The organism is Micromonospora sp. NPDC050187, assembly GCF_044459745.1.
Classification (GTDB): Bacteria; Actinomycetota; Actinomycetes; order Mycobacteriales; family Micromonosporaceae; genus Micromonospora.
On the sequence record NZ_JBITJH010000006.1, the window covers coordinates 95,329 to 119,718 of the forward strand.

21 protein-coding genes are annotated in these 24,390 nt (G+C 71.2%); 6 read left to right on the top strand and 15 right to left on the bottom strand.

The features are described 5' to 3' along the window. Positions 1-2: 2 nt before the first annotated feature. The 6 genes from ACIBJE_RS12065 to nfi form a co-directional block, all read right to left on the bottom strand. Entirely contained in the window at positions 3-1,022 is a 1,020-nt protein-coding gene (locus ACIBJE_RS12065) for a cation diffusion facilitator family transporter (RefSeq protein ID WP_396746943.1), read from the bottom strand. 64 nt (positions 1,023-1,086) lie between these two features. Further along, positions 1,087-2,280, bottom strand: a complete 1,194-nt coding sequence (locus tag ACIBJE_RS12070; RefSeq protein WP_396746946.1) for an SIS domain-containing protein — start codon at positions 2,278-2,280, stop codon at positions 1,087-1,089. Next, positions 2,277-2,456, bottom strand: a complete 180-nt coding sequence (locus ACIBJE_RS12075) for a Trm112 family protein (RefSeq protein WP_088980537.1) — start codon at positions 2,454-2,456, stop codon at positions 2,277-2,279. Before ACIBJE_RS12075 ends, ACIBJE_RS12070 begins: the two co-directional genes overlap by 4 nt. A gap of 62 nt (positions 2,457-2,518) precedes the next feature. Beyond that, on the bottom strand, positions 2,519-3,904 hold the full coding sequence (locus tag ACIBJE_RS12080) for a phosphomannomutase/phosphoglucomutase (RefSeq protein WP_396746950.1): 1,386 nt from the start codon (positions 3,902-3,904) through the stop codon (positions 2,519-2,521). A gap of 60 nt (positions 3,905-3,964) precedes the next feature. After that, positions 3,965-5,170 carry a hypothetical protein gene (locus ACIBJE_RS12085; RefSeq protein WP_396746953.1) on the bottom strand — a complete coding sequence of 402 codons (1,206 nt, stop codon included), beginning with the start codon at positions 5,168-5,170 and terminating at the stop codon, positions 3,965-3,967. A gap of 247 nt (positions 5,171-5,417) precedes the next feature. Next, positions 5,418-6,062: a deoxyribonuclease V gene (nfi, locus tag ACIBJE_RS12090; RefSeq protein WP_396746956.1), complete on the bottom strand. Its 645-nt coding sequence runs from the start codon at positions 6,060-6,062 to the stop codon at positions 5,418-5,420. 248 nt (positions 6,063-6,310) lie between these two features. On the opposite strand from nfi, the gene ACIBJE_RS12095 reads away from it, so the two are divergent. Beyond that, the gene (locus ACIBJE_RS12095; protein WP_396746959.1) at positions 6,311-6,934 is read left to right on the top strand and encodes an HD domain-containing protein; all 624 of its coding nucleotides are present in this window, start codon (positions 6,311-6,313) and stop codon (positions 6,932-6,934) included. Positions 6,935-6,993: 59 nt separating this feature from the next. On the opposite strand, the gene ACIBJE_RS12100 is transcribed toward ACIBJE_RS12095, so the two are convergent. Genes ACIBJE_RS12100 through ACIBJE_RS12115 form a run of 4 tightly spaced genes read right to left on the bottom strand, consistent with a single transcriptional unit; the run spans position 6,994 to position 12,639 of the window. Further along, positions 6,994-7,431: a hypothetical protein gene (locus ACIBJE_RS12100; protein ID WP_396746962.1), complete on the bottom strand. Its 438-nt coding sequence runs from the start codon at positions 7,429-7,431 to the stop codon at positions 6,994-6,996. Then, positions 7,428-11,855: a toxin glutamine deamidase domain-containing protein gene (locus ACIBJE_RS12105; protein ID WP_396746965.1), complete on the bottom strand. Its 4,428-nt coding sequence runs from the start codon at positions 11,853-11,855 to the stop codon at positions 7,428-7,430. The genes ACIBJE_RS12100 and ACIBJE_RS12105 overlap by 4 nt, the downstream gene beginning before the upstream one ends. A gap of 18 nt (positions 11,856-11,873) precedes the next feature. After that, entirely contained in the window at positions 11,874-12,221 is a 348-nt protein-coding gene (locus tag ACIBJE_RS12110) for a hypothetical protein (RefSeq protein ID WP_396746968.1), read from the bottom strand. Further along, complete coding sequence (locus ACIBJE_RS12115; protein ID WP_396746971.1) at positions 12,214-12,639, bottom strand: YbaB/EbfC family nucleoid-associated protein; 426 nt, start codon at positions 12,637-12,639, stop codon at positions 12,214-12,216. The genes ACIBJE_RS12110 and ACIBJE_RS12115 overlap by 8 nt, the downstream gene beginning before the upstream one ends. Positions 12,640-12,716: 77 nt before the next feature. Here ACIBJE_RS12115 and ACIBJE_RS12120 point away from each other — a divergent pair, with 77 nt between their 5' ends. After that, positions 12,717-13,955, top strand: coding sequence for an SUKH-3 domain-containing protein (locus ACIBJE_RS12120; RefSeq protein ID WP_396746974.1), 1,239 nt, complete (start codon positions 12,717-12,719; stop codon positions 13,953-13,955). 113 nt (positions 13,956-14,068) lie between these two features. Here the strand turns inward: ACIBJE_RS12120 and ACIBJE_RS12125 are convergent, their stop codons facing one another. After that, the gene (locus ACIBJE_RS12125; RefSeq protein ID WP_396746977.1) at positions 14,069-15,508 is read right to left on the bottom strand and encodes an aldehyde dehydrogenase family protein; all 1,440 of its coding nucleotides are present in this window, start codon (positions 15,506-15,508) and stop codon (positions 14,069-14,071) included. 255 nt (positions 15,509-15,763) lie between these two features. Here ACIBJE_RS12125 and ACIBJE_RS12130 point away from each other — a divergent pair, with 255 nt between their 5' ends. Beyond that, positions 15,764-17,338 (top strand): S8 family peptidase, encoded by a 1,575-nt coding sequence (locus ACIBJE_RS12130; protein WP_396746980.1) that lies wholly within the window; start codon positions 15,764-15,766, stop codon positions 17,336-17,338. Positions 17,339-17,418: 80 nt separating this feature from the next. Here ACIBJE_RS12130 and ACIBJE_RS12135 read toward each other — a convergent pair whose 3' ends face one another. Then, positions 17,419-18,126 carry a G5 domain-containing protein gene (locus ACIBJE_RS12135; RefSeq protein WP_396746983.1) on the bottom strand — a complete coding sequence of 236 codons (708 nt, stop codon included), beginning with the start codon at positions 18,124-18,126 and terminating at the stop codon, positions 17,419-17,421. Positions 18,127-18,605: 479 nt separating this feature from the next. Here ACIBJE_RS12135 and ACIBJE_RS12140 point away from each other — a divergent pair, with 479 nt between their 5' ends. From ACIBJE_RS12140 to ACIBJE_RS12150, 3 genes are read left to right on the top strand one after another with little or no spacing between them, the layout of a single operon-like run. Next, a complete protein-coding gene (locus tag ACIBJE_RS12140; RefSeq protein ID WP_396746986.1) occupies positions 18,606-19,934 on the top strand; it encodes a transcriptional regulator in 1,329 nt (442 codons plus the stop codon). A 38-nt stretch (positions 19,935-19,972) separates the two neighbouring features. Continuing rightward, positions 19,973-21,478 (top strand): aldehyde dehydrogenase, encoded by a 1,506-nt coding sequence (gene adh, locus ACIBJE_RS12145; protein WP_396746989.1) that lies wholly within the window; start codon positions 19,973-19,975, stop codon positions 21,476-21,478. After that, a complete protein-coding gene (locus ACIBJE_RS12150) occupies positions 21,478-21,870 on the top strand; it encodes a DUF779 domain-containing protein (protein WP_396746992.1) in 393 nt (130 codons plus the stop codon). The genes adh and ACIBJE_RS12150 overlap by 1 nt, the downstream gene beginning before the upstream one ends. 15 nt (positions 21,871-21,885) lie before the next feature. Here ACIBJE_RS12150 and ACIBJE_RS12155 read toward each other — a convergent pair whose 3' ends face one another. The 3 genes from ACIBJE_RS12155 to ACIBJE_RS12165 all read right to left on the bottom strand — a co-directional run bounded on the left by ACIBJE_RS12155 (position 21,886) and on the right by ACIBJE_RS12165 (position 24,336). Then, positions 21,886-22,560, bottom strand: a complete 675-nt coding sequence (locus ACIBJE_RS12155; protein ID WP_396746995.1) for a G5 domain-containing protein — start codon at positions 22,558-22,560, stop codon at positions 21,886-21,888. A 73-nt stretch (positions 22,561-22,633) separates the two neighbouring features. Beyond that, positions 22,634-23,446, bottom strand: coding sequence for an ABC transporter permease (locus ACIBJE_RS12160; RefSeq protein ID WP_396746998.1), 813 nt, complete (start codon positions 23,444-23,446; stop codon positions 22,634-22,636). Continuing rightward, positions 23,440-24,336 carry an ABC transporter permease gene (locus tag ACIBJE_RS12165; RefSeq protein WP_396747630.1) on the bottom strand — a complete coding sequence of 299 codons (897 nt, stop codon included), beginning with the start codon at positions 24,334-24,336 and terminating at the stop codon, positions 23,440-23,442. Before ACIBJE_RS12165 ends, ACIBJE_RS12160 begins: the two co-directional genes overlap by 7 nt. Positions 24,337-24,390 lie beyond the last annotated feature (54 nt).

The window sequence follows — 24,390 nt, forward strand, 5'->3', positions numbered from 1 at the left end:
CGTCAGTGCCCGGACTGTCCGTCGGCCGCCCCCGTGCCGGGCGTCGCAGCGCCGTCGCCAGCCGTCACGGCGGTTTCCGCCGCACCGTTGCCGCCGGCCCGCGCCCGGGCGGCCGAGTAGATGTCCGGCTCGAGGTAGATCACCCGGGCGACGGGCAGCGCCGCGCGGATCCGGGCCTCCACGGCGTTGATGCCGTCAGCCAGTTCGGCGGCGGTCTCCCAGGCCGGTACGCCGATCTTCGCCGCCACCAGCAGCTCCTCCGGGCCGAGGTAGAGGGTCTTCATGTGGATGATCCGCTCCACCTCGGGCCCGTCGGTGATGGCCCGCTCGATCCGGGCCACGTCGTCGGCCTCGGCGCCCTCACCGAGCAGCAGGCTCTTGGTCTCGATCGCCAGCACCACCGCGATGGCCACCAGCAGGACGCCGATCGCCGCGGTCCCGGCGGCGTCCCACTCGCCGTTGCCGGTGATCAGGGTCATGCTGACCCCGATCAGCGCGAGGACCAGGCCGACCAGCGCGCCGAGGTCCTCCAGGAGCACCACCGGCAACTCCGGGGCCTTCGCCCGGCGGACAAACTGCACCCAGGAGGCCTTGCCCCGGACGTGGTTGGACTCCACGATCGCGGTGCGGAAGGAGAAGGACTCCATGATGATCGCCGCCACCAGCACGGTCACCGGCACCCACTGCCAGCTTTCGATCCCGTGCGGGTCGTGCCACTTGTGGTACGCCTCGTAGAGCGCGAAGAGGCCACCGACGCTGAACAGCACGATCGACACGATGAACGCGTAGACGTAGCGCTCCCGGCCGTAGCCGAAGGGGTGTTGCGGGGTGGCCTGCCGCCTGGCCCGGCGACCGCCGAGCAGCAGCAGCCCCTGGTTGCCGGAGTCGGCGACCGAGTGGATCGACTCGGCCAGCATCGACGACGAGCCGGTCAGCAGGAACGCGACGAACTTGGTGACGGCGATGCCGACGTTGGCCAGCAGCGCGGCCACGATGGCCCGGGTGCTGCCGCCGGCGCTCACGCCACCGCTCCGTCCGGTGTCGGGGGATGCGGCACGGGTGTGCCGAGCCGGGGGGTCGCCTCGCTCACGGGTTGGCCAGCTCCTTCATCTCGGAAACGGCGGGAACCGCCATCGGGTCCAGACCGTGCGCCAGCGCGAGATAGATCGAGGCGAAGTCCGGCACGGCGACCAGGGAGGCGAGCCGCTCCAACGCGGACCCACCCTCGGCGGTCACCACGTCGCAGCGCACGCCGCGCCGCTCGGCGAGGGTCTGCACCGCGTCGGCCCGGCGCTCCTCGACCGCGAGCGGCTCGTCGGAGTCGTCGTCGGCGTTGAGCCCGCCGTCGCGCAGCAGCACCACCCGCAGCCGGGTGCCGTCGGCGGTGTCGTCCGAGTCGGCGAAGATGTCCCGCGCCGACTCGACCAGCCCACCGAAGACCCCGTCGAGCAGACCCACCCGGCCCCGGCCCGCCTCACCGAGCGCCCCGGCCACCACCGGGTAGCGGGCGTTCGCCGAGAGCGTGTCACCGAAGCGGCGGGCCGCCACGGTGGCCAGCGGCGACGAACCCCAGACGATCGGGATCGAACCGGCCAGCCCGAGCGCCAGCGACTTCGCCGGGTTGACGAAGGACTCGGCGGTGGGGCGGCACCGGTCCGCGTCGGCGTCGAGCCGGGCGGCCGTCTCGGCCAGGTCGGCCTCGTTCACCTTCACCAGGCCGAGCGTACGGGCGGCGAGCAGGACCGGCACGGTGAGCGCCCAGAGGCTGGCCCGGGCCGGAGCCCGGCGCGGCACCGGGATGAACGGGGCCCGGGCGCGTTCGGCCACCGACTGGAGCTGGGAGTCCGGTGCGCCGACGGCGACCAGCCGGGCACCCCGGCGGTGGGCGGCCTCGGCCGCGCCGAGCGCCTCCGGGCTGCGACCCGAGGCGCTGACCGCGATCACCACGTCCGCCGCGCCGACCCAGCCGGGCACCCCGGCGCTGCGGTGCGGGATCACCGGCACCGGGCAGCGCGGCCCGGCCACCGTGGCCAGCACGTCCCCGGTACGCCCGGCGGTGCCGATGCCCGCGATCACCACCGCCCGCGGTCGTCCCTCGTCGGCGAGCAGCTGGAGGTTGGCCTCGGCGGCCAGGGCTGCCGTCTCCCGCACCTGGGCCCCGGCGGAGGCGATGTGCCGGAGCATCCCGCCCGGGTCCTTTTCGGCGAGCGCGTCCGGGTTGTCCAGCAGCGCCTCGTCGGCCACGCGGTGGCCGCTGACTCCGGCCGTACCCTCGATCACGACTGCCGCCCCGGGCGGGCCTCGTCCAGCAGCAGCACGGGCACGTCGTCCCGCACCTCGAAGATCCGGTGGCACTCGGTGCAGGTCAGTGTCTGCGCCTGCGGGTCGTAGTCGAGTGGGGCGTGATGCGTGTCCGGACAGGCGAGGATCTCCAGCAACTGCGGATCCAGGGCCACGGTGCGGCTCCTTCCACGTGTGTGGTCTCACCGGTCGGTCTCGCCGACCGGCGCACGCGATCCTATCGGCGAACCCGGTCGAGCACCTCGTCACGGAGTGCGGCCATCCGATCCCGGGTGGCTGCCTCGACGTTGAGCCGCAGCAGCGGCTCGGTGTTCGAGGCGCGCAGGTTGAACCAGGACCCGTCGGGGAAGCGCAGGGTGAGCCCGTCCATCGTGTCCACCTCCGCCTCCGGGTAGGCGGCCCGCACCTCGGCGACCTTCGCGGCCTGGTCGGCGACGGTCGAGTTGATCTCGCCGGAGGCGACGTAGCGCTCGTACCCGGCGGCCAGCTCGGAGAGGGGACGCTCCTGCTCGCCGAGCGCGGCCAGCAGGTGCATGGCGGCGAGCATGCCGGTGTCGGCGAACCAGAAGTCCCGGAAGTAGTAATGGGCGGAGTGCTCGCCGCCGAAGACCGCGTTGGTGCGGGCCATCTCCGCCTTGATGAAGGAGTGGCCGACCCGGGCCACCACCGGATTGCCGCCGTGCTCCCGGACGATCTCGGGCACCGCGCGGGAGGTGATCAGGCCGTGGATGATCGTCGAGCCGGGGTGCTTGGCCAGCTCACGGGCGGCCACCAAGGCGGTGATCGCGGACGGGGAGACCGGCGCGCCCCGCTCGTCCACCGCGAAGCAGCGGTCCGCGTCGCCGTCGAAGGCCAGCCCGACGTCCGCGCCGTGCGCGACGACCGCGCGCTGGAGGTCGACCAGGTTCGCCGGGTCCAGCGGGTTCGCCTCGTGGTTGGGGAAGCTGCCGTCCAGCTCGAAGTAGAGCGGGACGATCTCCAGCGGCAGGGCCGGCAGGACGGCGTCGCCGAGCACGCTGGGCACCGTGTGGCCGCCCATCCCGTTGCCGCTGTCGACCACCACCTTCAGCGGCCGGATCCCGGAGAGGTCGACCAGGCCGCGCAGGTGGGCGGCGTACTCCGGACGCAGGTCGCGCTGCGCGGCCGGGGCGGTCGGCTGCCCCGCCGGGGCGGACTCACCCTTGTCCAGCAGGGCCTGGGCGTGGTCGCGGATCTCGGCCAGGCCGGTGTCCTGACCGATCGGCCGCGCGCCGGCCCGGCACATCTTGATGCCGTTGTACTGCGCCGGGTTGTGACTGGCGGTGAACATCGCCCCGGGCAGCCCGAGCGCACCGGAGGCGTAGTAGAGCATGTCGGTGGAGGCGAGGCCGATCTCGACCACCGAGCGGCCCTCGGCGCGCACGCCGGCGGCGAAGGCGGCGGCCAGAGCGGGCGAGGTGGCCCGCATGTCGTGCCCCACCACCACCTGGTCCCCGGGCTCCCCGGTGGTGTTCAGCAGGTGCGTGAAGGCGGCGCCGAGGGCTTCGGCGGCCCGTTCGTCCCACTGGTCCGGCACCGTCCCTCGGACGTCGTACGCCTTCACGATCTGGGACAGATCAGACACCGGATTCGCTCCCTTGCCACGGCTCGTCAACGCCACTGAGCGTATCGGAGGGTGCGGCGGCTACTCGGGTAGGCGAGGCATGATGGCCGTCGAGTCACCACCACCGGTGGACTCCGGGGGTGGTGACGTGCCCGGCTGTCCGGATCTCGGTGCCGGGTACACCGGGCCGGCCGGCCCGTACCACTGTCCCGGCGGCGACGCCGGGTAGACCGTGCCCGACGGTGGCTGTTCGGTGCCCCGGGGCGACGCCGGGTAGACCGTGCCCGACGGTGGCTGTTCGGTGCCCCGGGGCGACGCCGGGTAGACCGTGCCCCGCGTCGGGCCGGCCGGCGGGACCGGATAGCCGGTCGGGTCGTCGAGGTGGGCCGCCCCGCCGGGATAGCCGGTGGCGGTTGGCGGACCGCCGAAGTAGCCGGCGCCGGCCGCCGTCGCCGGGCCGGGCTGGCCGCCGGAACGGTAGGTGGTGCCGCCCGGGTTGCCCGGCAGCGGCGTGGACGCCGATCCGCCCACGTCCCGTCGGTCCGCGCGGGACCGGCGGAACAGTAGGAAGATCAGACCGAGCCCGACCGCCACCAGGGCCCCGCCCAGGACCATCACCGGGGAGAACCCGCCGCCCGATCCGCTCTCGTCGGCGGCCCGGCCGCCGCCCCCGCTCACCGCGGCGAGCGTCGACTCCGCCGTCGGATCCTCGGTCGGCGGTCCGGTCTCCACCGGGCTCGGGGTCGGGCTCGGGGTCGGGCTCTTCGTCGGCTTCGGGCTCGGGGTGGCGTTCCGGCCCGCCCGGACCTGGGAGGTGTCGGCCCCACGGCCGATCATCTGGCCGCCCGCGGTGGTCGCCTCCCCCGCCACGGTGAGCTTGCCGGCAGGCGCGCCGGGCAGGAAGGCCACCCGGTACCGCACCGTGATGCTCTTGCCCTTGCAGAGAGTCGGGTTGACCGGCGACGTCCGCTCGGTAACCAGCAGGCCGCCTCCCGAGACCGGGACCGGCCACCACTGGCCGCCGGCGGAGACGTGCACCTCGACCTGGTCGGCCCGCACCCCCTCCAACCTCAGGCGCAGCCCGGTACGGAGCAGGACGCATCCCCCGCTGCGCTTACGCACCTCGACCGAGACCGATCCGGCCGAACCACCGGCGGTGAAGCTGCTGGAGACACGCGCCCGGACCGAGTCGTCGTCGGCCAGCGCGGGCGTCGCACCGACGGCCACCACGCCACCCAGCAGCGCGCAGACCACCGCCAGGCGCGCCGCTCTCCGACGTACCGTCATGATCACCTCGCCGTTCCTCCCCGGTTGGGGTCCGGCCGTCAGGCTACTACCGGCGGCCGATCCGCCCACGGCATCGACCACCTCCGGTTCCTTCGTCCCGCCCCGGCTCCGTTTCCCGGCGTCGGTTCCGCTCCCGGCCTCGGTTCTTCGTCCTGGGCTCGGTTCATCGTCCTGGCGTCGGTTCCTTCGTCCTGGCGTCGGTTCCTTCCTCCTGGCGTCGGTTCCTTCGTCCCGCCTCAGGGGATGGTCAGCTCCGACCGGCGAGCGCCGAACGGCAGAGCTGGTCCGCCGTGCGGGTGGTCTCCGGCAGGCGGTAGCGCGGGGCGAGTGCGAGCACCCGGGCGCAGGCGTTCTCCAGCCCCATCCGGTGTCCGACGGAGACGAAGACCGGCTTCACCCCGTCCTGGGTACGCAGCACCCGGCCCACGACCTCCGTACCGTCCACCAGCGGCGACCATGCACCCCGGCGTTCGGCGGGTGGCTCCCACGTGCCCACCAGCGGGGTCTTCCCCACCCCGATCGCCGGCAGGCCGGTGAGCACGCCGAGGTGGCAGGCGAGTCCGAACCGACGTGGGTGCGCCAACCCGTGCCCGTCGCAGACCAGCAGATCCGGTCGGTTCGTGAGCCGGTCCAGCGCGTCCAGCAGGGCCGGCAACTCCCGGAAGGCGAACAGGCCGGGCACGTAGTCGAACGCCGGCCGGCCGACGGCCACCGCAGAGTCGACGACCCGCAGCGTCCGCGAGTCCAACACCGTGACGGCCGCCGCGAGCCGGTCACCACCCTCGGCGTAGGCGACGTCCAGGCCGGCCACCGTCGCGGGCGCGGCGGGACCCGGTCCGACCAGATCGACCAACGGTCGCAACCGATCCTGTACGCGCAGCGCCTCCGCCACCGTCGCCGGCCACCTGGTGTCCGGGTCTTCGGCCCTGTCCGGCCCCGCCGGCTTCCCGCTGTCGGGTCCGTACCCGTTCCCGGCGAACCCGTGATCATCCCACCGTCCCACCGTATCGGGACTGTTCGAAGAGGGCACGAGCGGTCTGGCCGGAAATCGCCCCACGTCCGAGTACGCGGCGCGCAGGTCGGCGCGACCGATCGCCCGGGACTGGCGACGGCGCGGTGCCCGGGGATAACCTCACTCCGATGAGGATCGGCATCATCGGATCTGGTATGCGGATTCCCACCGACAGACAGATCCGCGCCCTACACAAACGGTTCGCACCCACCCTCGACGCTTTCGACCTCGTCTACACCCATTGCCGGATTGTTTGCGAGTTGGCCGAGCAACTGCTTGCCAGCCGGAAGCACGACCTCGACGTCGAGCTCGTCCGCGCCGGGAGCCTGGTCCACGACATCGGCGTCTATCGCCTGTATGACTCGTCCGGCAAGCTTGAGCAGAGAGACTACGTCCGACACGGATTGTTGGGACACGAACTCCTGCGGGATCTCGGATTTCAGGAGAGCTTATGCCGGTTCTGCTCCTGCCATACCGGCATGGGGTTGAGCCGCGAAGACGTGGTCCGGCAACGGCTTCCACTTCCGGTCAACGACTACCTGGCCGAGTCCGACGAGGAGCGGCTGGTGATGTACGCCGACAAGTTCCACAGCAAGACGACCCCGCCGACATTCATCTCCGCCGCCACCTACGTGTCCGGCGTTCGACAGTTCGGCAGGGACAAGGTGGATCGCTTCGCAGATCTGATGGAGCAGTTCGGCGAACCAGATCTCAGTTCGTTGGCGAGCGGCTATGGACACGCCATCGTGTAGTGGTCGTCACTCACCCACAGCGCAGGGGCGGGGTCAGCGTGACGATCGGCCAGATCGGTTCACGGCTTCCCAATGCCCGGGTCAGCACCCGGGTCACCCTGCTGTTGAAGTTGCTCCTCGAACATAACAAAGGTCTTTCGGCGGATCCCCCTGACCAGAGCCCGCTCGCGGTCATTCAGATAGCGATTCTCTCGCTCCTCAACTTCGGTGATCGCCTTGACGGTTTCATACAGAGCGAAAATGGGCCCTCGCCCGGATAAATAGTGAGCCCGGTAGCGCTCAACCGCCTGAACGAAATCTTCGGATGAGAGCTTGCTAATCTCCCCCGCACGGGCGAACAAAATCTCATCAATGATATCGTTAGCCCTTATCCACCCCCCGTGACCATTGGATAGCCGCCAAGCACACATGCCGCCACCAGGCGTCTCGACCATCTTGACAGGGGTACCGTAATAGCGGTAGTAGCCCGGCAGGACCAACCCTGGCGCGACGTTCACATCTCACTTCCCTTCACAGCCTCCAAAAGCGCCCCCCAGAATAGCTGCTGCTCCCGCCGCAGGATACTGTCCCGGATTGCCTTCTCCACGGTCGACAGCTCTCGCGCCTCCTCCCCTGCTAGCGCATCGAGGTCTCTTCGCACCTCAAAGAGCGAATGTTCCCATTCAGCAACCGCGTCCAACGCCGCAAGGTGGAGTCGAAACTCCGCGATGTGACCGTTGGGCATACGCAACCGGAGTTGAATGTCCCGGTATCCACTATCCTGAGGATCCCGGAACCGGTCGACGAAATCAACAATCCGGATGTCAGACTCGTAACGCAATCGCCGCAGAGCAACATAGATCTGGTCAAGTGAATCGAATTCCACCTTTGCTGCGGCGAGGTCCAGCAATCTCGACGCTTCCCCGCCATACTTCGCGACCTTGTCCTCTGCCCGCCGACGGTCCTTGGGCCGCTTGCGCCAGCCGGCTCTCCCCGCTCTTTTCGTCCCTTCGCCGGCAAGCCGGAGAGCCAACGCAGCCACGTCCTGCTGAGCTTGCTCCGCAGCTGCGTACAAGTCATCCAGATACTGCTTCCGATAGTCGACTTCGCCTTGTCTGCGCGTGTCGAATCCAGGCTGTCGAACCTCCCCTTCCGGAGTCTTGATCGAGGTACTGGTCTCCAGTTGTTCGGCGGTCAGTGGTGTCGCCTGCGGCGCCGAAACCTGAGCGGAAGCTACGGCCGTCGCACCTCGATCCGCGATGTCGTCGAGCACGGAACCGAGCACGTCGATGGCCTGCTGATAGCTGGCGAGGTGGTGCAGGGTTACCGGACGGGCCGTGAGCGAAGCCATCAGCTCCGGTGTCGCGAGAATCATGCTGACGAGATCCGGCCGCTGTGCCAGTTGCCGGACCAGCGTCTCGGCCAACAGCGGCTCGCCCTTCGGTGGGGTCCGCCACGCGTCCTGGAGCATCCGCTGCACGCGGGGTTCGGCCAGGAGCCTCGTCAGCTCCTGGGCGGCCTGCTCGTCAAGGCGTGGGAGGAGTCTCCCAAGGGCGGCCGCATCTGCCGCGACGGCCAGTTCCGCAGGGCTGACCCCGGCCGTGAACACCGCGTCGAGATCCTTGGCCGATGCGATGACCGTGGACGCAGGGATGCCAGCAAGGATCCGTTCCTCACGCGCGCGGTCATGTGCCGCACGCACCGCCTCTGGCTCTGGCTCTGGCTCCGGCTCCGGCTCCGGCTCCGGCTTCAGGGGATCGACGTTTGCGCCAGAACCATCGGGCGCGACCGGCAACTGCCCTGGAGCTGCGGTGAACGGCGTCCGCGCCAGGTGCGGTGCGGGGGCTTCCGTGGTGTTCTGGTCGGTCCTGACAGACAGTGGCCGCTGCTCGCTGAAGTCGCCCACCTCGCGACCGTGCAGGGGCATCGGTCTGCCATCCGGCCCGACCACCAGTGCGTCGAGTCCGGCAACGTTCCCCGGATGCGCCACACCACGGTGAAAGTACGGCGGACGGTCCGACACGGTGCCGATCTGCGGGTCGAGGTACAGCACCGTGCCGTTCTGGTTCAGGGCGACCCACGCGTGCGCGCCGCCGCCCTCCCAGGTGTTCACGAGAAAGGCGAAGCTGCCGTGGCCACCCGAAAGTAGTTGCCCGTGCAGGTCGGCATATCCCTGCATCACCTGCTGCCGGGCAGCGGCCGGCGACAGGCCCTCGGTCGACGGGGTCACCCGCTGGTAGACACCGCCGGTGGCCTGCTCCACCCGTCCCGGTCCGCCCCACTCGCCGTCGATCGGCCGGTTGACGTCACCCTCGAAGTAGCCGTCGAACGTACGCGGCGCGGAGACCCGTGGGCGGCCGTGCACCCACGTCTCGTACAGGGACAGCGTGCAGTCGAGGCAGTTGATGCCCCGGGTCGCATCGGCGCTCGGCCCGCCGTCGTTGACCAGCGAGAACCATCGACCCCGTCGAGGATCGGCCGTCCGGGTCACGCTTCCGCCGGCATCGCGCGGCATCTGCCGTTCCAGGTCCGTCTGGTGTAGCGCCAGCGGCGGACGCAGTCCGCCGCGTTCCCCGTACGGCCGGGTCTGGTCGGTCGGCGGCGGGTCATCGCTTCCGGTGAGTACCGACCGCTCACCCGTCTCGACCCCGCCGGTCGCCAACTGCGCCACGTCGTCGTTGATCCGCCAGAAGTCCGTGTCGTCGTCGACGAAGGTGACTTCCGGCAGAACCAAGCCTTCCCGCACCTCCTCAGCAAGATCCTGCTTCTGGTAGCTGAGACGTTCCCGCTCTCTCGCCTCTACCAGCAGTCCATCTGCGGCCTGGCGCTTCCCGGACCTGTCCAGCTCACGAGATTGCTCGATCAGCCATCGCGCGGCGTCCAGATGGTGCTCTCCGTCAGCACGGAGGCCGACCACCACCCTTTCCCGTCGCCGGTCCTCGAACCAGGCGCGTTGGGCTTCGTAGTAGCCGCGGTAGCGACGCCGTTCGAGTGCCTCCCGATCCGCCGCCCACCTCATCTCGTACCACTGGCGGCTCCTGAAGGCAGGCTCCGTCGTCTGCTGGGGCGTGGGCTCCGGGGCGGGAGTGGGCGGATCTGGCGGTTTGGGCTGGGACGTCTCCGGAGCCAGCGCCTCCAGCAGGGAGAGGTCGAGCACGGGAGGTTCCTGCCGTTCCCGTTTCCCGGCCGGCACGGTTGATGCCGGCCCGGTGGTCACGGACGGGTTCGGCGTGGTTGTCGACATTCCAGAACCGGGCATCGACGCCGTGGCCGGTCTGGTCATGGTGGCGACGGGCGGGGCGACTTCGGCGGTCGCTACCAGGGCCGGCGTGACCACAGGTGCGGGGCCGGACACCACGACGGTGGGGGCACCGTTGTGCATGCCGACCGAGCCCGCGTTGGCCACGGTCGGTGGCGGTGCGCTGGTGACGGTCGGCCCCGTCGTTGCGGCCAAGGTTGTCGTGGCCGCCAGGTCGATCGCGGGCGCAGTGACCGAGGACGCAGCCAGCACCGGATCCACCGGGACGGACGACAGACTCGGCGTCGCGGCGACCGGGACAGGTGCCAGGGGCGGGACGGCGGTCGACAGCGGATTCGTAGCGGCGGTTACCGGTGCGGGATCCACCGGAAAGACAGCCTCGGCCCGGCGGCCGGATTGTCCGTCCGCCCCGCCGGAACCGCTCGCCTCGGCCGAGCCACGTGCATTCGCAGAACCACCCACCTCGGCGGAACCACTCATGTCATCTGCCGGTGGCTGCACCGGATCCGGGTCGGATGTCCTGGGTGAGGGCGCGCTCGTCGCGGTGTCGCCAAGTTCGGCGGCCGTCCGTTGGGTGGGAACCGGCGACGGAACCGAGTCGGCTGCGGGGAGGGGCAGCACGGCCGGTGTGCTGTCGTCGAGCACGGAAAGGGACGTACCGGTCAGTGTGGCCGTACGGGCGTCAAGTCGCGCCTGGAGCGCCGCGTCGCCCTGGCTGACCACCGAACCGGTGGCCCCGGACGCAGCAGCGCGGGCGGCGTCTTCCAGGCTGGTGAAGCCACCTCCGGTCGCCAGGCTGGCCGCCTGCTCGGCGATGATCTCGCCACCCATCTCACGGCCAAGGTGCTCGGCGAACTGCCCACCTCGGCTGCTGGCGTGCCTACCCAGCCCGGCCAGCGGGGCGGCGGCACCGCCGGCGAGTCCGCCGAGGGCGGATGTTCCGAGGTCGGCCAGGTTTACGCCATCCCGCCGGCCGGTGGAGTTCTGGTAGCCCTGGATGGCGAGGTTGACGCCACCCTCCTGGGCGGCTTCCAGCAGGCCGCCCCGCAACGCGTCGCGCCCCAGCCCGCGTAGACCGTCCCTGGAGACCTGCTTCGCGGCCCGTTCGGTGGCCTCCTGCATCCCCTTCTTGAGAGTCTTCCGGGCGAGTTGCGCGATCAGTTTCCGGAAGATCTGCTGCACCACGAACCGGGTTGCGGTGATCGCGGCGGCTGCGGCCGGCGAGGCGGCACCGGCGGTGAGGACGACCGCCACCGTCATGGCGAGCAGTTCGACCACCAGGATGCCCAGCTCGATCCAGACCTCGAGCTTGGCACCCTCGATGTCACAGCCGCACTCCTCGACGAGGCGCCCGAGGTCGGTGCTGACCGCGAGCAGCAACGGTAGGGGCGCTTCGTCCCCCTCGGCCACCTTCCGCCAGGCGGTGTCGAAGGCATTCGCGACCGCTCCCACCGCCCCGTATCCGCTGAGCACCTCCCCGGCAGCGGTGACGGCGTCGTCGCGCGGGCCAGCCAGCACGGCGGCTACGGCGTACCACTCGTCGGCGAGGTCCCAGACCGCCCGCTCGCTGCCCTCCGGCCACTCGACGCCGACCACCCAGTCGAGCGCCTCGTAGACCCAGCCCGGCAGCTGCCAGGGACAGAAGTCGAGAGGGTGCGGGATCGGACTCGGCAGTACGGTCACACCGACGCTCCTGACCGATCAGGGAACATCGGGCCGGGGCTGGTTGCGTACCCGGTTCAGGCGGCCGGCGTTGCCGGTGTCGGTCTCGACGTTGGCGTCGACCGAGCGGACCACGTCCGCGCCGACTCCCTCGACGTGCCGGCCGAGTCCGTCCCAGGCTCGCAGGATGGTCGCCTCCAACCCCCGGTAGGTCTTCTCGAATGCGGTGCCGATGTCGTCCCGGCCCCAGGGCCGCTGCGCGCTTCCCGCCGCGATCCGCGCGCCGAGGTCGTCACGTTTCGCGCGGACCGCCCGGCCGGCGAGTGAGAGATCCGTGCCGCCGCGCCGGGCACGCTCCGGGTCGAGCCAGAGTCGCCCGTCAGCCACGTCGGTCACCGTCGTGGTTCATGACCGCGTCTGCCCGCCGGAGCAGAGAGCCGAAGTCGCCCGAGCGGAGGAAGTCCGGTGCCCCGGAGCCGGCGGGTAGGTAGCCGGCGACCAGTTCCTGCGTCGACGCGGTCGCGGCGGCGGTGGCCTTCTGGACCGTAGCGGTGATCTTCCGGCCGAGCGCCTGGGCGTCACGGGCCTGGTAGACCGACGGGTGCAGTTCCACTGAGAGCAGTTGCCCGCGGGCGTCGACGGTGGCTGTCACCTGGCCGTCGTCGGAGCGTTCCGTGATCCGTAGTTCCGCCAGCCGAACCTGGAGTTCGTCCAACCCGGACCGCAACTGCTGGTACTGGCCGTGTACCTCGTCGAACCGCGCTCGCAACGCACGGTTGGCGTCCCGGTCCGCGTTTCCCGCCAATGCCGCCTCCCGTCACCTTGGGTAGGCCAGACCATACCGGTCCGTCACCGATCCGTGGGGTCGGGTAACTTCACTGCGTGATCGACCGTCAACAGGCCGAGCAACTCGCCAGCATCTGGGCAGACCGGGAGTCACAGCGCCTCGGGCACGAATGCACCCCGCTGGTCGAGGAGTTCGACCTCGGATACGTGATCTGGTACTCGGTGCCGCGTGACCTGCCGATGCGCCCGGGTGACCTGCCGAACACCGTCATCGACCGGGAGACCGGGGAGGTCTCCCACTGGCCGCGAGTTCCGGCGGACGTCATCGCGCAGACGTACCGGCAGCGTCGACCCGACCGGACCGCACCACGCACCGTCGACCCCGCCGCCCAACTGCTACGCGAACTACACCGGTCGTCCACCCCCGGGACCACGGCGCACCTCACCGTCGGTGGCCGCACCTACTTCGCCCGGGGAGCGAAGGGCGACCTCGTCCTGAACCATCACCCCCTGGTCCAGGGCTACCTGGACAGCGTCCCCACCGGACGACTCGTGCGCGGCGTCGACCGTCACGCCGAGCTGATCGTCATCTCCGACGCCCTGCACGACCAGGACCACCGGCGGGAGACCGAAGGACTGGACCCCCTGGATTTCCCGGAGTACCTGGCACTGCTCAACAGCGCCCGCCTGGAGGTCTTCCGGGTACGCGAACCAGGCGACCCGGCCGGCGGGCCGGCGGACGAGGTCTGCGACTCGTGCGCCACCGCCCTGTCCCGGATGCGGCTGCTTCCCTGGTACGACACGGTCTGGGGAGTCAGCGAGTGGCGGCCCGAGCCCCAACCCGTCCCCGACCCCTACCGGTTCCCGCCCGAGGTAGGCAGCGCCCTGGCCAGTGCGGGCTGGAGGGACAATTCGACGGTCAACGAGGCGCTGGCAGCGGGCGCGATCAGGGAAACGCTCGACGTCACCGGAGTGGGGCACAGGCACACGGTCTTCCCGGCCGCTGAGGCGACGTTGACTGCCTTTCCGGCCCTGCTGTCGAAGAGAAGAGGCCCCGGCGAACAGGTGTGGATCAGTCACTTCAGCACGAATCCGCTACGCGGGGCGCACAGTGCTGCCACCTTGGCGGATTTCGGATCGGTGCTGGGCATGCGGCTCTTTCCGATCGGCGCGGAACGCCCACCGGAGAGCATCCTCGCCGTCGACGAACTCGGGCGGATCTTCGCTCTCGACCAGGCCGGCCAGTGGTTCCTCGGCGCGGACATCGACGCCGCCCTGACCACCCTCCTGCTCGGCCGTGCCCCCGCCCGGGTACGCGACGACGGCACCTGGTGAACGCCCTGAAGTGGTAGCAGGGGCCCCCTCCTACTCATAAAGCGGTAACAAGGGTCCCCTGCTACCACCTAACCCGCCACCACCTCACCTGACCGAGCGAGCACCTCAGCAGCTCAGAGCTGCACCCCGGTGAGCACCAGCACCCGAGATTCGGTGTAGTCGTCCATGGCGCTGCGGACGCCCTCGCGTCCCACGCCGCTGCCCTTCACCCCGCCGTACGGCATCTGGTCGGCCCGGTACGCCGGCACGTCGCCGACGATCACGCCGCCGACCTCGAGGGCCCGGTGTGCGGCGAAGGCGACGTCGAGGCGGTGGGTGAAGACGCCGGCCTGGAGCCCGTACGCGGAGTCGTTGACGGCGGCGAACGCGGCCCGGTCGTGCTCGACGCGGGCGACCACCAGCACCGGCCCGAACACCTCCTCGGTGCTGACCCGCGCGTCGGCCCGTACCCCGGTCAGCACGGTGGGCGGGTAGTTGGCGCCGTCCCGCCGGCCGCCGACCTCGATGGTGGCCCCGGCGACGACCGCCTCGTCCACCCACGCCTCGACCCGGGCCGCCGCGTCGGACGAGATCAGCGGGCCGACGTCGGTGTGGTCGTCGGCGGGGTCTCCCGTCCGTAGTTCCTCGACGGCGGCGACCAGTCGGGGCAGGAACGCGTCGTAGAGCCATTCGTGCACGTAGACCCGCTGCACGGCGATGCAGGACTGGCCGGCCTGGTAGTTGGCGAAGGTGGCGATCCGGTGCGCGGCGAAGGTGAGGTCCTCGTCGGTGTTCCAGTCCTCGCAGATCACCGCCGCCGCGTTGCCGCCCAGTTCCAGGGTGACGTGCTTCTCCGGGACGGCCCGTCGGATCGTCGCACCGACCGGCCCGGAGCCGGTGAACGACACCACCGGCAGCCGAGGGTCGGCGACCAGGTCGACGGCGCGCTCGTTGGGCAGCGGCAGCACCGAGAACATCCCCTCGGGCAGTTTCGTCTCGGCGAGGATCTCGCCGAGCAGCAGCGCGGACAGGGGCGTGGCGGGGGCCGGCTTGACCACGATCGGCGCACCGACGGCGAGTGCCGGAGCGACCTTGTGGGCGACCAGGTTGAGCGGGAAGTTGAACGGCGTGATCCCCAGCACGGGGCCACGGGGCACCCGTCGGACCAGCGCGATCCGCCCGGCGGCGGCCGGGTCGGTGTCGAGGCGTTGCAGTTCCCCGCTGAAGCGTCGCGCCTCCTCGGCGGCCCAGCGGAAGGTGGAGACGGCCCGGCTGACCTCGGCGCGGGCCCACTTGACCGGCTTGCCGTTCTCGGCGGTGATCAGGCGGGCGATCTCCTCGGCCCGTTCGGCGAGTCGGCGCGAGACGTGGTCGAGGGCCGCCGCGCGTACGTGCGCGGGCAGGGCCGCGGCCTCCGCGGCGATCCTGGCGGCTGCCGCGACGGCCGTTTCGACCTGCTCCGGCGTGGCGTGCGTGGTACGCCCCACCGGCCGTCCGTCGTACGGGTGGTGGACGGTCAGCTCGCCCTCGCCGTGGACGGGACGACCGGCGACGAAGAAGGCACGTGGCTCCACGCCGCGAGCGTAGAGCACGACGAGCGGCCGGGGCTGCGACCACGCCCCACCACCGGCGCGTATCCGCCCACTGACGGCTGGTGACGAGGAGTCTGATCTACCCCGGATTGCGACAGCAAACCGCCCTCGCATGATCACGAATAGATCAACACATCTCTCTATAGGGCCATCGATGCCATACGATCCCCGTCACTTGATCAGCCTTGATCGATCTGCGTGTCCCGGCACGCGGTTGAACGGAAGGACAACAGAGGGATGACAGACTCCCCTGCCACAGGACGCCGCTGGCGTCTCGCCGTGGCCGCAGCCGCCGCCACCGCCGCCGTATCGGTCGGCACCCCGGCGACCGCAGCTCCCGCCGAGGGGCAGATCCTGCTCGCCGGCGGCGCGACCGCCGTCGACAACTCGTACATCGTGGTGTTCAAGGACACGGCGGTCGGGCGGCCGGAGGTCGGTACCCGGGCCCGCGGCCTGGCCGGCAAGCACGGCGGCGCGGTCGGCCGGACGTACTCCAACGCGCTGCGCGGCTTCGAGGCCCGGATGTCGGAGACGGCGGCCAAGCGGCTCGCCGCCGACCCGTCGGTCAGCTACGTCCAGCAGAACCACACCGTACGGATCTCCGCCACGCAGACCCCCACCCCCTCCTGGGGCCTGGACCGGGTCGACCAGCGTGCCCTTCCGCTCAACAACTCGTTCACGTACGCGAACAACGGCGCGGGCGTGAAGGCGTACATCATCGACACCGGCATCCGGTTCTCGCACAGCGACTTCGGCGGCCGGGCGGTCTCCGGGTTCGACTCGGTCGACGGCGGCACCGCCGACGACTGCAACGGCCACGGCACGCACGTCGCCGGTACGGTCGGCGGCACCGCGTACGGCGTGGCCAAGGGCGTCACCCTGGTCGGCGTCCGGGTGCTGGACTGCCAGGGCAGCGGCACCAACGCCGGGGTCATCGCAGGTGTCGACTGGGTCACCGGCAACCACGCCGCCGGTGAGAAGGCGGTCGCCAACATGAGCCTCGGCGGCGGCTTCGACCAGGCCACCAACGACGCGGTGGCCCGCTCGATCGCCGACGGCGTCACCTACGGCCTCGCCGCCGGCAACGACTACGGCGCGAACGCCTGCAACAGCTCGCCGGCCAGCACCCCCGCCGGTATCACCGTGGGCGCGACCCAGTCCAACGACGCCCGCGCGAGCTACTCCAACATCGGCACCTGCCTGGACATCTTCGCCCCGGGCAGCTCGATCACGTCGGCCTGGCACACCAGCAACACCGCCACGAACAGCATCAGCGGCACCTCGATGGCGACCCCGCACGTGGTCGGCGCCGCCGCGCTCGTACTCGCCGCCAACCCGACCTTCACCCCGCAGCAGGTCCGCGACAAGCTGGTCAACGACGCCACCAGCAACGTGGTGACCAGCCCGGGCACCGGCTCGCCGAACAAGCTGCTCTACGTCGGTGACGGTGGCACCACCCCGCCGCCCACCGGCTGCTCGCGGACCAACAGCACCGACGTGACCATCCGCGACCACACCACCGTGTCCAGCACCGTCGCGGTCTCCGGTTGCACCGGCACCGCCTCGGCGACCAGCACGGTAGCGGTCAACATCGTGCACACCTACATCGGTGACCTGGTGGTCCGGCTGGTCGCCCCGGACGGCAGCACGTACACCCTGCACAACCGCAGCGGTGGCTCCGCCGACAACATCAACCAGATCTACACCGTCAACCTGTCCTCGGAGACCCGTAACGGCACCTGGACCCTGCGGGTCCAGGACGCCGCCAGCGGGGACGTCGGCTACCTGAACAGCTGGACCCTGAACCTCTAGCCCGCCCCGCACCTCCCGTCGGGTGGTAGGAAGGGCCCCTGCAGGGCAGAAATCACCTGCAGGGGTCCCCTCCTACCACCTCAGTCGTCGCAGCCGTAGCCGTCGTTGTCGCGGTCCAGGTCGTAGATGTCGCTGCCGATGACGCGGACCGGGCCGCTCACGTAGGCCGGGCCGTTGCCGCTGCCGCCCGCGCAGTCGACGTCGCTGGCGATCGGCACGCAGCCGCTGTAGTTGGGGTCGCACCGCCGGGCAGACTTCGTGCCGACCACGACGACCTCGGTGACCGGCTTCCGGGTCACCGCCGACCGCACAAGCTTCCGCCCGGTCTGCACCCCGTCGGTGACGGTGACCTGGTAGGTCAGGGTCCGCACCCCGTCGACTCCCCGGGTACGGACCAACCGCTTCCCCTTGGCGAGGGAGGGGTCCTTCACCGTCCGCGTACCGTGCGGAATCTTCTCCGCCGCGGTGTCCGTCCGCACCTCGACCATCGGGGAGGGCGACGGCGAGGGGGACGGCGGAAGCGACGGGGTGGCTGACGGCGAGAGCGACGGCGTGGCCGGCGGGGACGCCACCGTGGGCTCCGCGTGGGCCGACGGTTCCTCGGCACCGGCGGCTGCGGCGGGCCGGGACTCCTGCGGCGGCGGCTCGGCCGTCGCGCCGATGACCGTGAGACCGCCACAGCAGAGCAGGACGAGCGTCAGCGCCCCGCCACTGACGAGCAGTCCGGTGCGCTGCCGTGCGGTGAGTCGGTTGAACCAGCTCGGACCGGCGGCGATCGCCGGAACCATGCCGGGTGGGAAGGTGTGGCGGGGCGGCGGCGGTCCATACCCGGGTGGCGGTTGATGCGGTGGGGGCGGGGGTTGCTGCGTCACAGCGACGAGTGTCGTCGGCGACGGCGCACCGGGTAACCGCCGTGCTGTCGGCCGTCGACGCCGATCAGGCCGGGCCCGACGCGGCTCGCCGGGCTGGCGATCACCGGACGCCGTACCCGACCAGCCGGCCGCCGACGCCGCCCGGCCGTTCGTCCACAATGGCTACCGGGGGAGACCCGGAAACGTGGTCCTATGGATGGGGCAGCTCCACAGCGTCCGCCAGGCGAGGTCGCCCCGGACGGTCCCGGACGCCCCCGGACGCCCCAGCTCGTCCCCGGTTCGCGTGATCCGGCCACCGGACCGCCGGCCGTCCCACCGGCCCGCCCCCGGAACCGGAGCCGCCACCCTTGGCGACCGGCGGTGAGCTGGGTCACGATGGGGGCAAGGAGGTCGCCGTGGCTGACCCGTGGCTCGCCCTGGAATTCGGTGTCGATCCGGACGAACGGATCGCACAGGTCGGTGCCGCCCACGAGGCGTTCCTGACCGGGTCCACCGACGCCGGGCGCAGCGGCGCCCGGGACGTCGTGAGCGGTGTGCGCGACGTGGTGGCGAGTTCGTGGCGGCGCTCGGCGCACGCGCTGCTCGACCCGGAGGGCACCCCGCCGGTCGAGCTGACCGGCGGCGACCTGGAGAGCTATCGGGCGGCCCACCCGCTGGCCCGGGTGCTGCCGCTCTTCCGGGACCTGCTGGGCGGGATCGCCACCGACGGAGCGCACCTGATGGCGGTCTGCGACGCGTACGGGCGGCTGCTCTGGGTGGAGGGGCATCCGGGGGTGCTGCGGCGGGCGGAACGGATGAACTTCGTGCCCGGCGCGCGGTGGGACGAGACGCACGCCGGCACCAACGCCCCGGGCACCGCCCTCGCGGTCGACCACAGCGTGCAGATCTTCGCCACCGAACACTTCAGCCGGCCGGTGCAGCCCTGGACCTGCGCCGCCGCGCCGATCCACGACCCGGCGACCGGGCGGCTGCTCGGCGCGGTCGACATCACCGGCGGCGACCACCTGGCGAACCCGCAGAGTCTGGCGCTGGTCCGGGCCACCGCGCGGGCGGCCGAGGCGTGGCTGGCCGGGCCGCTGGGGCAGGCTGGGCCGGTCGAGCCGGACGCGGTCACGGTAACCGCGCTCGGCCGGGACGAGGCGGAACTGCGGGTCGCCGGGCGACGGATCCGGCTCGGTCGCCGGCACAGTGAACTGCTCGTGCTGCTGCTCCAGCATCCTGAGGGGCGGACCGGGGAGCAGCTCGGTCTGGACCTCTACGGCGACGACCGGCTGCACCCGGTCACCCTGCGCGCCGAGTTGTCCCGGCTGCGCCGCATCCTCGGCCCGGAGCTGCTCGACTCCCGCCCGTACCGCCTGCGCGGGACCGTTCGGGCGGACTTCCGTACCGTCGCGGAGCTGCTCGAACGCGGTGAGGTGGCGGGCGCGCTCGACGCGTACCCGGGAAGTCTGCTGCCCGGCTCGGACGCGCCGGGGGTGGTGCGACTGCGCCGGCTGGTCGACGGTCAGGTGCGGGCGGCGGTGCTGGCCGGCGGCGACCCGGCGCTGCTCGCGGCCTGGACCGCGACACCCGCCGGCACCGACGACCTGGCCGCCTGGCAGGCGCTGGCGCGGGCGTTGCCGCCGGGCGCGCCCCGCCGGCCGCTCGCGGCGGCCCGGATCCACCAGCTCATGCGGGAGTACGGACTCACGCGCGCAACGTCGTTGCAACGTCCCGGCAACTAGCGTGGCCGCCGTCACATCCTCGGACGGCGGAGGTATCCATGACGCGCTACGACGCGCCGACGCACTGGCAGTCCCGGTACGACCACTTCATCGGTGGCGAGTACGTCAAGCCGCACGGCGGCCGGTACTTCGAGAACCCGACGCCGGTGACCGGGCAGACGTTCTGCGAGGTGGCACGGGGCACCGCCGAGGACGTCGAGAAGGCGCTCGACGCGGCACACGGCGCGGCCGACGCCTGGGGGCGCACCCCGGTGGCCGAGCGGGCCCTGCTGCTGAACCGGATCGCCGACCGGATGCAGGAGCACCTGGAGGACCTGGCGGTCGCCGAGACCTGGGAGAACGGCAAGCCGGTACGCGAGACCCTGGCCGCGGACATCCCGCTCGCGATCGACCACTTCCGGTACTTCGCCGGGGCGATCCGGGCGCAGGAGGGTTCGCTCGGCGAACTGGACGACGACACGGTGGCATACCACTTCCACGAGCCGCTCGGCGTGGTCGGGCAGATCATCCCGTGGAACTTCCCGCTGCTCATGGCGACCTGGAAGCTCGCCCCGGCGCTGGCCGCCGGGAACGCGGTGGTGCTCAAGCCGGCCGAGCAGACGCCCGCGTCGATCCACTACTGGCTCTCGCTGGTGGCCGACCTGCTGCCGCCCGGCGTGGTGAACATCGTCAACGGCTTCGGCGTGGAGGCGGGCAAGCCGCTGGCGTCCTCGCCCCGGGTGGCGAAGGTGGCGTTCACCGGGGAGACCACCACCGGGCGGCTGATCATGCAGTACGCCAGCGAGAACATCAAGCCGGTCACCCTGGAGCTGGGCGGCAAGAGCCCGAACATCTTCTTCGACGACGTCAGCGCGGCGAACGACGACTTCTTCGACAAGGCGCTGGAAGGGTTCACCATGTTCGCCCTGAACCAGGGCGAGGTGTGCACCTGCCCGTCGCGGGCGCTGATCCAGCAGGGACACTACGCCGACTTCCTGCCCGCCGCCGTGGAGCGGACGAAGGCCGTCCGGCAGGGGCACCCGTTGGACACCGAGACGATGATCGGGGCGCAGGCGTCCAACGACCAGTTGGAGAAGATCCTGTCGTACCTGGACATCGGCCGGAAGGAGGGCGCGAAGGTGCTCACCGGCGGTGAGCGCGCCGATCTGGGCGGCGAGCTGTCCGGCGGGTACTACGTGCAGCCGACCGTCTTCGAGGGCGACAACTCGATGCGGATCTTCCAGGAGGAGATCTTCGGCCCGGTGGTCTCGGTGGCCTCCTTCGCCGACCTGGCCGACGCGGTGAAGATCGCCAACGACACCCTGTACGGGCTGGGCGCCGGCGTCTGGACCCGGGACATGAACACCGCGTACCGGGCGGGCCGGGCCATCCAGGCCGGTCGGGTCTGGACGAACTGCTACCACGCGTACCCGGCGCACGCCGCGTTCGGCGGGTACAAGCAGTCCGGCATCGGCCGGGAGAACCACAAGATGATGCTGGAGCACTACCAGCAGACCAAGAACCTGCTGGTCAGCTACTCCACCAAGAAGCTCGGTTTCTTCTGATGCCCGGTGCTCCCGACCCGGTGGTGCCCGGCCCGCCGGGCACCACCGCGGCACCCGTCTCCCTGACCCCCGCCGCGGCCGAGCTGATCCGGTCGCTGCGGGGGCAACACGGGCCGCTGATGTTCCACCAGTCCGGCGGCTGCTGCGACGGCAGCGCGCCGATGTGCTTCCCGGCCGGCGAGTTCCGGACCGGGGCGTCGGACGTCCGGCTCGCGGCACTGGAGGTCGAGGGGGTCCCGGAGCCGGTCGAGTTCTGGATGTCGGTGAGCCAGTGGGAGCTGTGGCGGCACACCACGTTGACCGTGGACGTGGTGCCCGGCCGGGGCAGTGGATTCTCGCTGGAGGCCCCGGAGGGCGTCCGCTTCCTCATCCGCTCCGACCTGGCCGCCTGACGCTCCTCGGGCGCGTCAGTTCTTCTCGTCGCAGCCGACGCCGTTGTGGTTGCGGTCGAGGCGGTAGACGTCGGAACCGGTCACCTTGACGGTGCCGGCGATCCACGCCGGGCCGTCACCCCGCCCGGCGCAGTCGACGTCCTCGGCGACCGGCACGCAGCCGCTGTAGTTCGGGTCGCACGCCGCCGTGGTGGCCGTCCCGACCGCCACGACCTGGGTGACCGGGGCCCGGGTGACCGCCGAGCGGAGCAGCCGCTTGTCGGTCGGCTTGCCGTCGACGTGGATCACCTCGTAGGTCAGGGTCTTCACCCCGGCGACCCCCCGGATGCGGACCCGCTGCTGCCCCTCGGGCAGGGCCGGATCGTCCACGATCTGCACCGGGTAGGGGACGCGCGCCGTCTCGGTGACCTGCTTCGTCTCCACATTCCCGGGCGGGGACGGGCTCCCGGTGGCCGGCGCGGCCGGCAGCGTGTCCGGGTCGGCCCACTCCGCGTGCGGTCCCTGTGCCGCCGGTGACCCGCCGGGACGGATGCCGAGCAGTGCGCCGACCACCGTCAGCTCCGCGCCGCAGGCGAGCACGAAGGTGAGCATCCCGGCGAGGAGCGCCACCGTGGTCCGGCCACCGGAGCCGCCGCCGGCCGGACGCGGCCGGTCGGCGCCCTCGCGACGGGACGACCGAGAAGACGTCATGAAGGAAGTTTCGATCGCATCGCACGCGGTGGCAATGGCCAACCGGCAGGGGACCCCTGCTACCAACCGGCGACTAGCCGGAGAGCGGGCGGCCTACGGATCGGGACGAGCGGACGGTGGTGGACAGCACGAGGAGCAGAGCGATCGCGAACATGGCGGTACCGACCACGTTGACCTGCGGCGGGATGCCCCGCTGGGCGGCACCCCAGACGTACATCGGGAAGGTGACCGTGGTGCCGGCGTTGAAGTTGGTGACGATGAAGTCGTCGAAGGAGAGGGAGAAGGCCAGCAGCGCGGCGGCGACGATCCCGGGCAGCGCCAACGGCAGGGTGACCCGCCGGAAGGTCTGCCACTCGCTGGCGTAGAGGTCCATCGCGGCCTCCTCCAGCCGCCGGTCCATGCCGGCCAGCCGCGCCTTGACCGTCACCACCACGAACGACAGACAGAACATGACGTGGGCGACGACGACGGTCCAGAAGCCCTGGGGCACCCCGGCGGAGACGAAGAGAGCCAGCAGCGACGTGCCCATGACCAGCTCGGGCGTGGCCATCGGCAGGAAGATCAGCACGTCGACCGTGGCCCGGCCCCGGAACTGGTGCCGGGCCAGGGCGAACGCCATCAGCGTGCCGAGGGCGGTGGCGGCCACCGTGGCGAGGAAACCGATCTGCACGCTGCGGACCACCGCGTCGCACATCTCGACGCTCGCGCACGGGTTGCGCCAGTTGTCGAGGGTGAACTCCTGGAAGTCGTAGGAGAGGCGGCTCGCCGGCCGGTTGAACGACAGCGCGGCCACCACGGCGACCGGCAGGAGCAGGTAGCCGAGGACGAGCAGGGCCACCCCGACCACCCAGCGGTCGGCCAGCCACCGCAGCACCCGACTCACCATGTTTCCCCGTCCCGGCGCAGGTAGCCGAAGACCACCGCGAGGACGGCCGCCATCAGCAGGAAGGACAGCGCGGCACCCTGCGGGTAGTCCAGCCGGACCAGGAACGCCGAGTCGATCACGTTGCCGATCATGTATTCGTTCGGCGTGCCGAGCAGCTCGGCGTTGATGTAGTCGCCGCTGGCCGGGATGAAGAAGAGCAGCGTCCCGGCGGTCAGGCCGGGCAGGGACAGCGGCAGCACGACCCGGCGGAACGTCTGCACCGGGCCGGCGTACAGGTCGCCCGCCGCCTCCAGCAGCCGCGGGTCGAGCCGCTCCAGGCTGGCGTACAGCGGCAGCACCAGGAAGGGCAGGAAGTTGTACGTCAGCCCGAGCACCACCGCGAACGGCGTGGCCAGCAGCCGCCCGTCGGCGCCGAGGAGACCGACGTCGCGCAGCAGGCCGACCAGGGCACCGTTGTCCGACAGGATGGTCTTCCAGGCCAGCGTACGGACCAGGAAGCTGGTGAACATCGGGGCGACCACGCACACCAGCAGGACGTTGCGCCAGCGTCCCGCCTTCCGGGCGATCGCGTAGGCCAGCGGGTAGCCGAGCAGCAGCGCCAGCACCAGGGCGGCACCGGCGTAGAGGAACGAGCGCCCGAACTGCGGCCAGTACGCCATTACCGCGTCCGGATAGTTGCCGAACGCCCAGGTCATCGCGTACCCGGTGGCGAGCGAGCCGGTGGGGTCGTAGAGGCTGGCGGCGGCGAGCTGGCCCAGCGGCACGACGAAGAAGACGGTCAGCCAGGCCGCCCCCGGCAGCAGGAGCAGGTACGGCAGCAGCCGGTGCCGCCCGGGGCGGGTCGGACGGGCCGAGGTGGTCCCGGTGGCCGGTCCGCCCCTGCCCGGCAGGTGGACGAACGCGGTCACGCCAGGACCCGGCGGGTTCCGGTCCGGTGGGGTGAT

What these genes read in the sequence shown, in the direction of transcription:
- ACIBJE_RS12160 (WP_396746998.1), bottom strand. Translation starts at nt 23,446, where the DNA reads ATGGTGAGTCGGGTGCTGCGGTGGCTGGCCGACCGCTGGGTGGTCGGG.
- ACIBJE_RS12135 (WP_396746983.1), bottom strand. Translation starts at nt 18,126, where the DNA reads ATGGTTCCGGCGATCGCCGCCGGTCCGAGCTGGTTCAACCGACTCACC.
- ACIBJE_RS12155 (WP_396746995.1), bottom strand. Translation starts at nt 22,560, where the DNA reads ATGACGTCTTCTCGGTCGTCCCGTCGCGAGGGCGCCGACCGGCCGCGT.
- ACIBJE_RS12095 (WP_396746959.1), top strand. Translation starts at nt 6,311, where the DNA reads ATGAGGATCGGCATCATCGGATCTGGTATGCGGATTCCCACCGACAGA.
- ACIBJE_RS12150 (WP_396746992.1), top strand. Translation starts at nt 21,478, where the DNA reads ATGCCCGGTGCTCCCGACCCGGTGGTGCCCGGCCCGCCGGGCACCACC.
- ACIBJE_RS12130 (WP_396746980.1), top strand. Translation starts at nt 15,764, where the DNA reads ATGACAGACTCCCCTGCCACAGGACGCCGCTGGCGTCTCGCCGTGGCC.
- adh (WP_396746989.1), top strand. Translation starts at nt 19,973, where the DNA reads ATGACGCGCTACGACGCGCCGACGCACTGGCAGTCCCGGTACGACCAC.
- ACIBJE_RS12085 (WP_396746953.1), bottom strand. Translation starts at nt 5,170, where the DNA reads ATGACGGTACGTCGGAGAGCGGCGCGCCTGGCGGTGGTCTGCGCGCTG.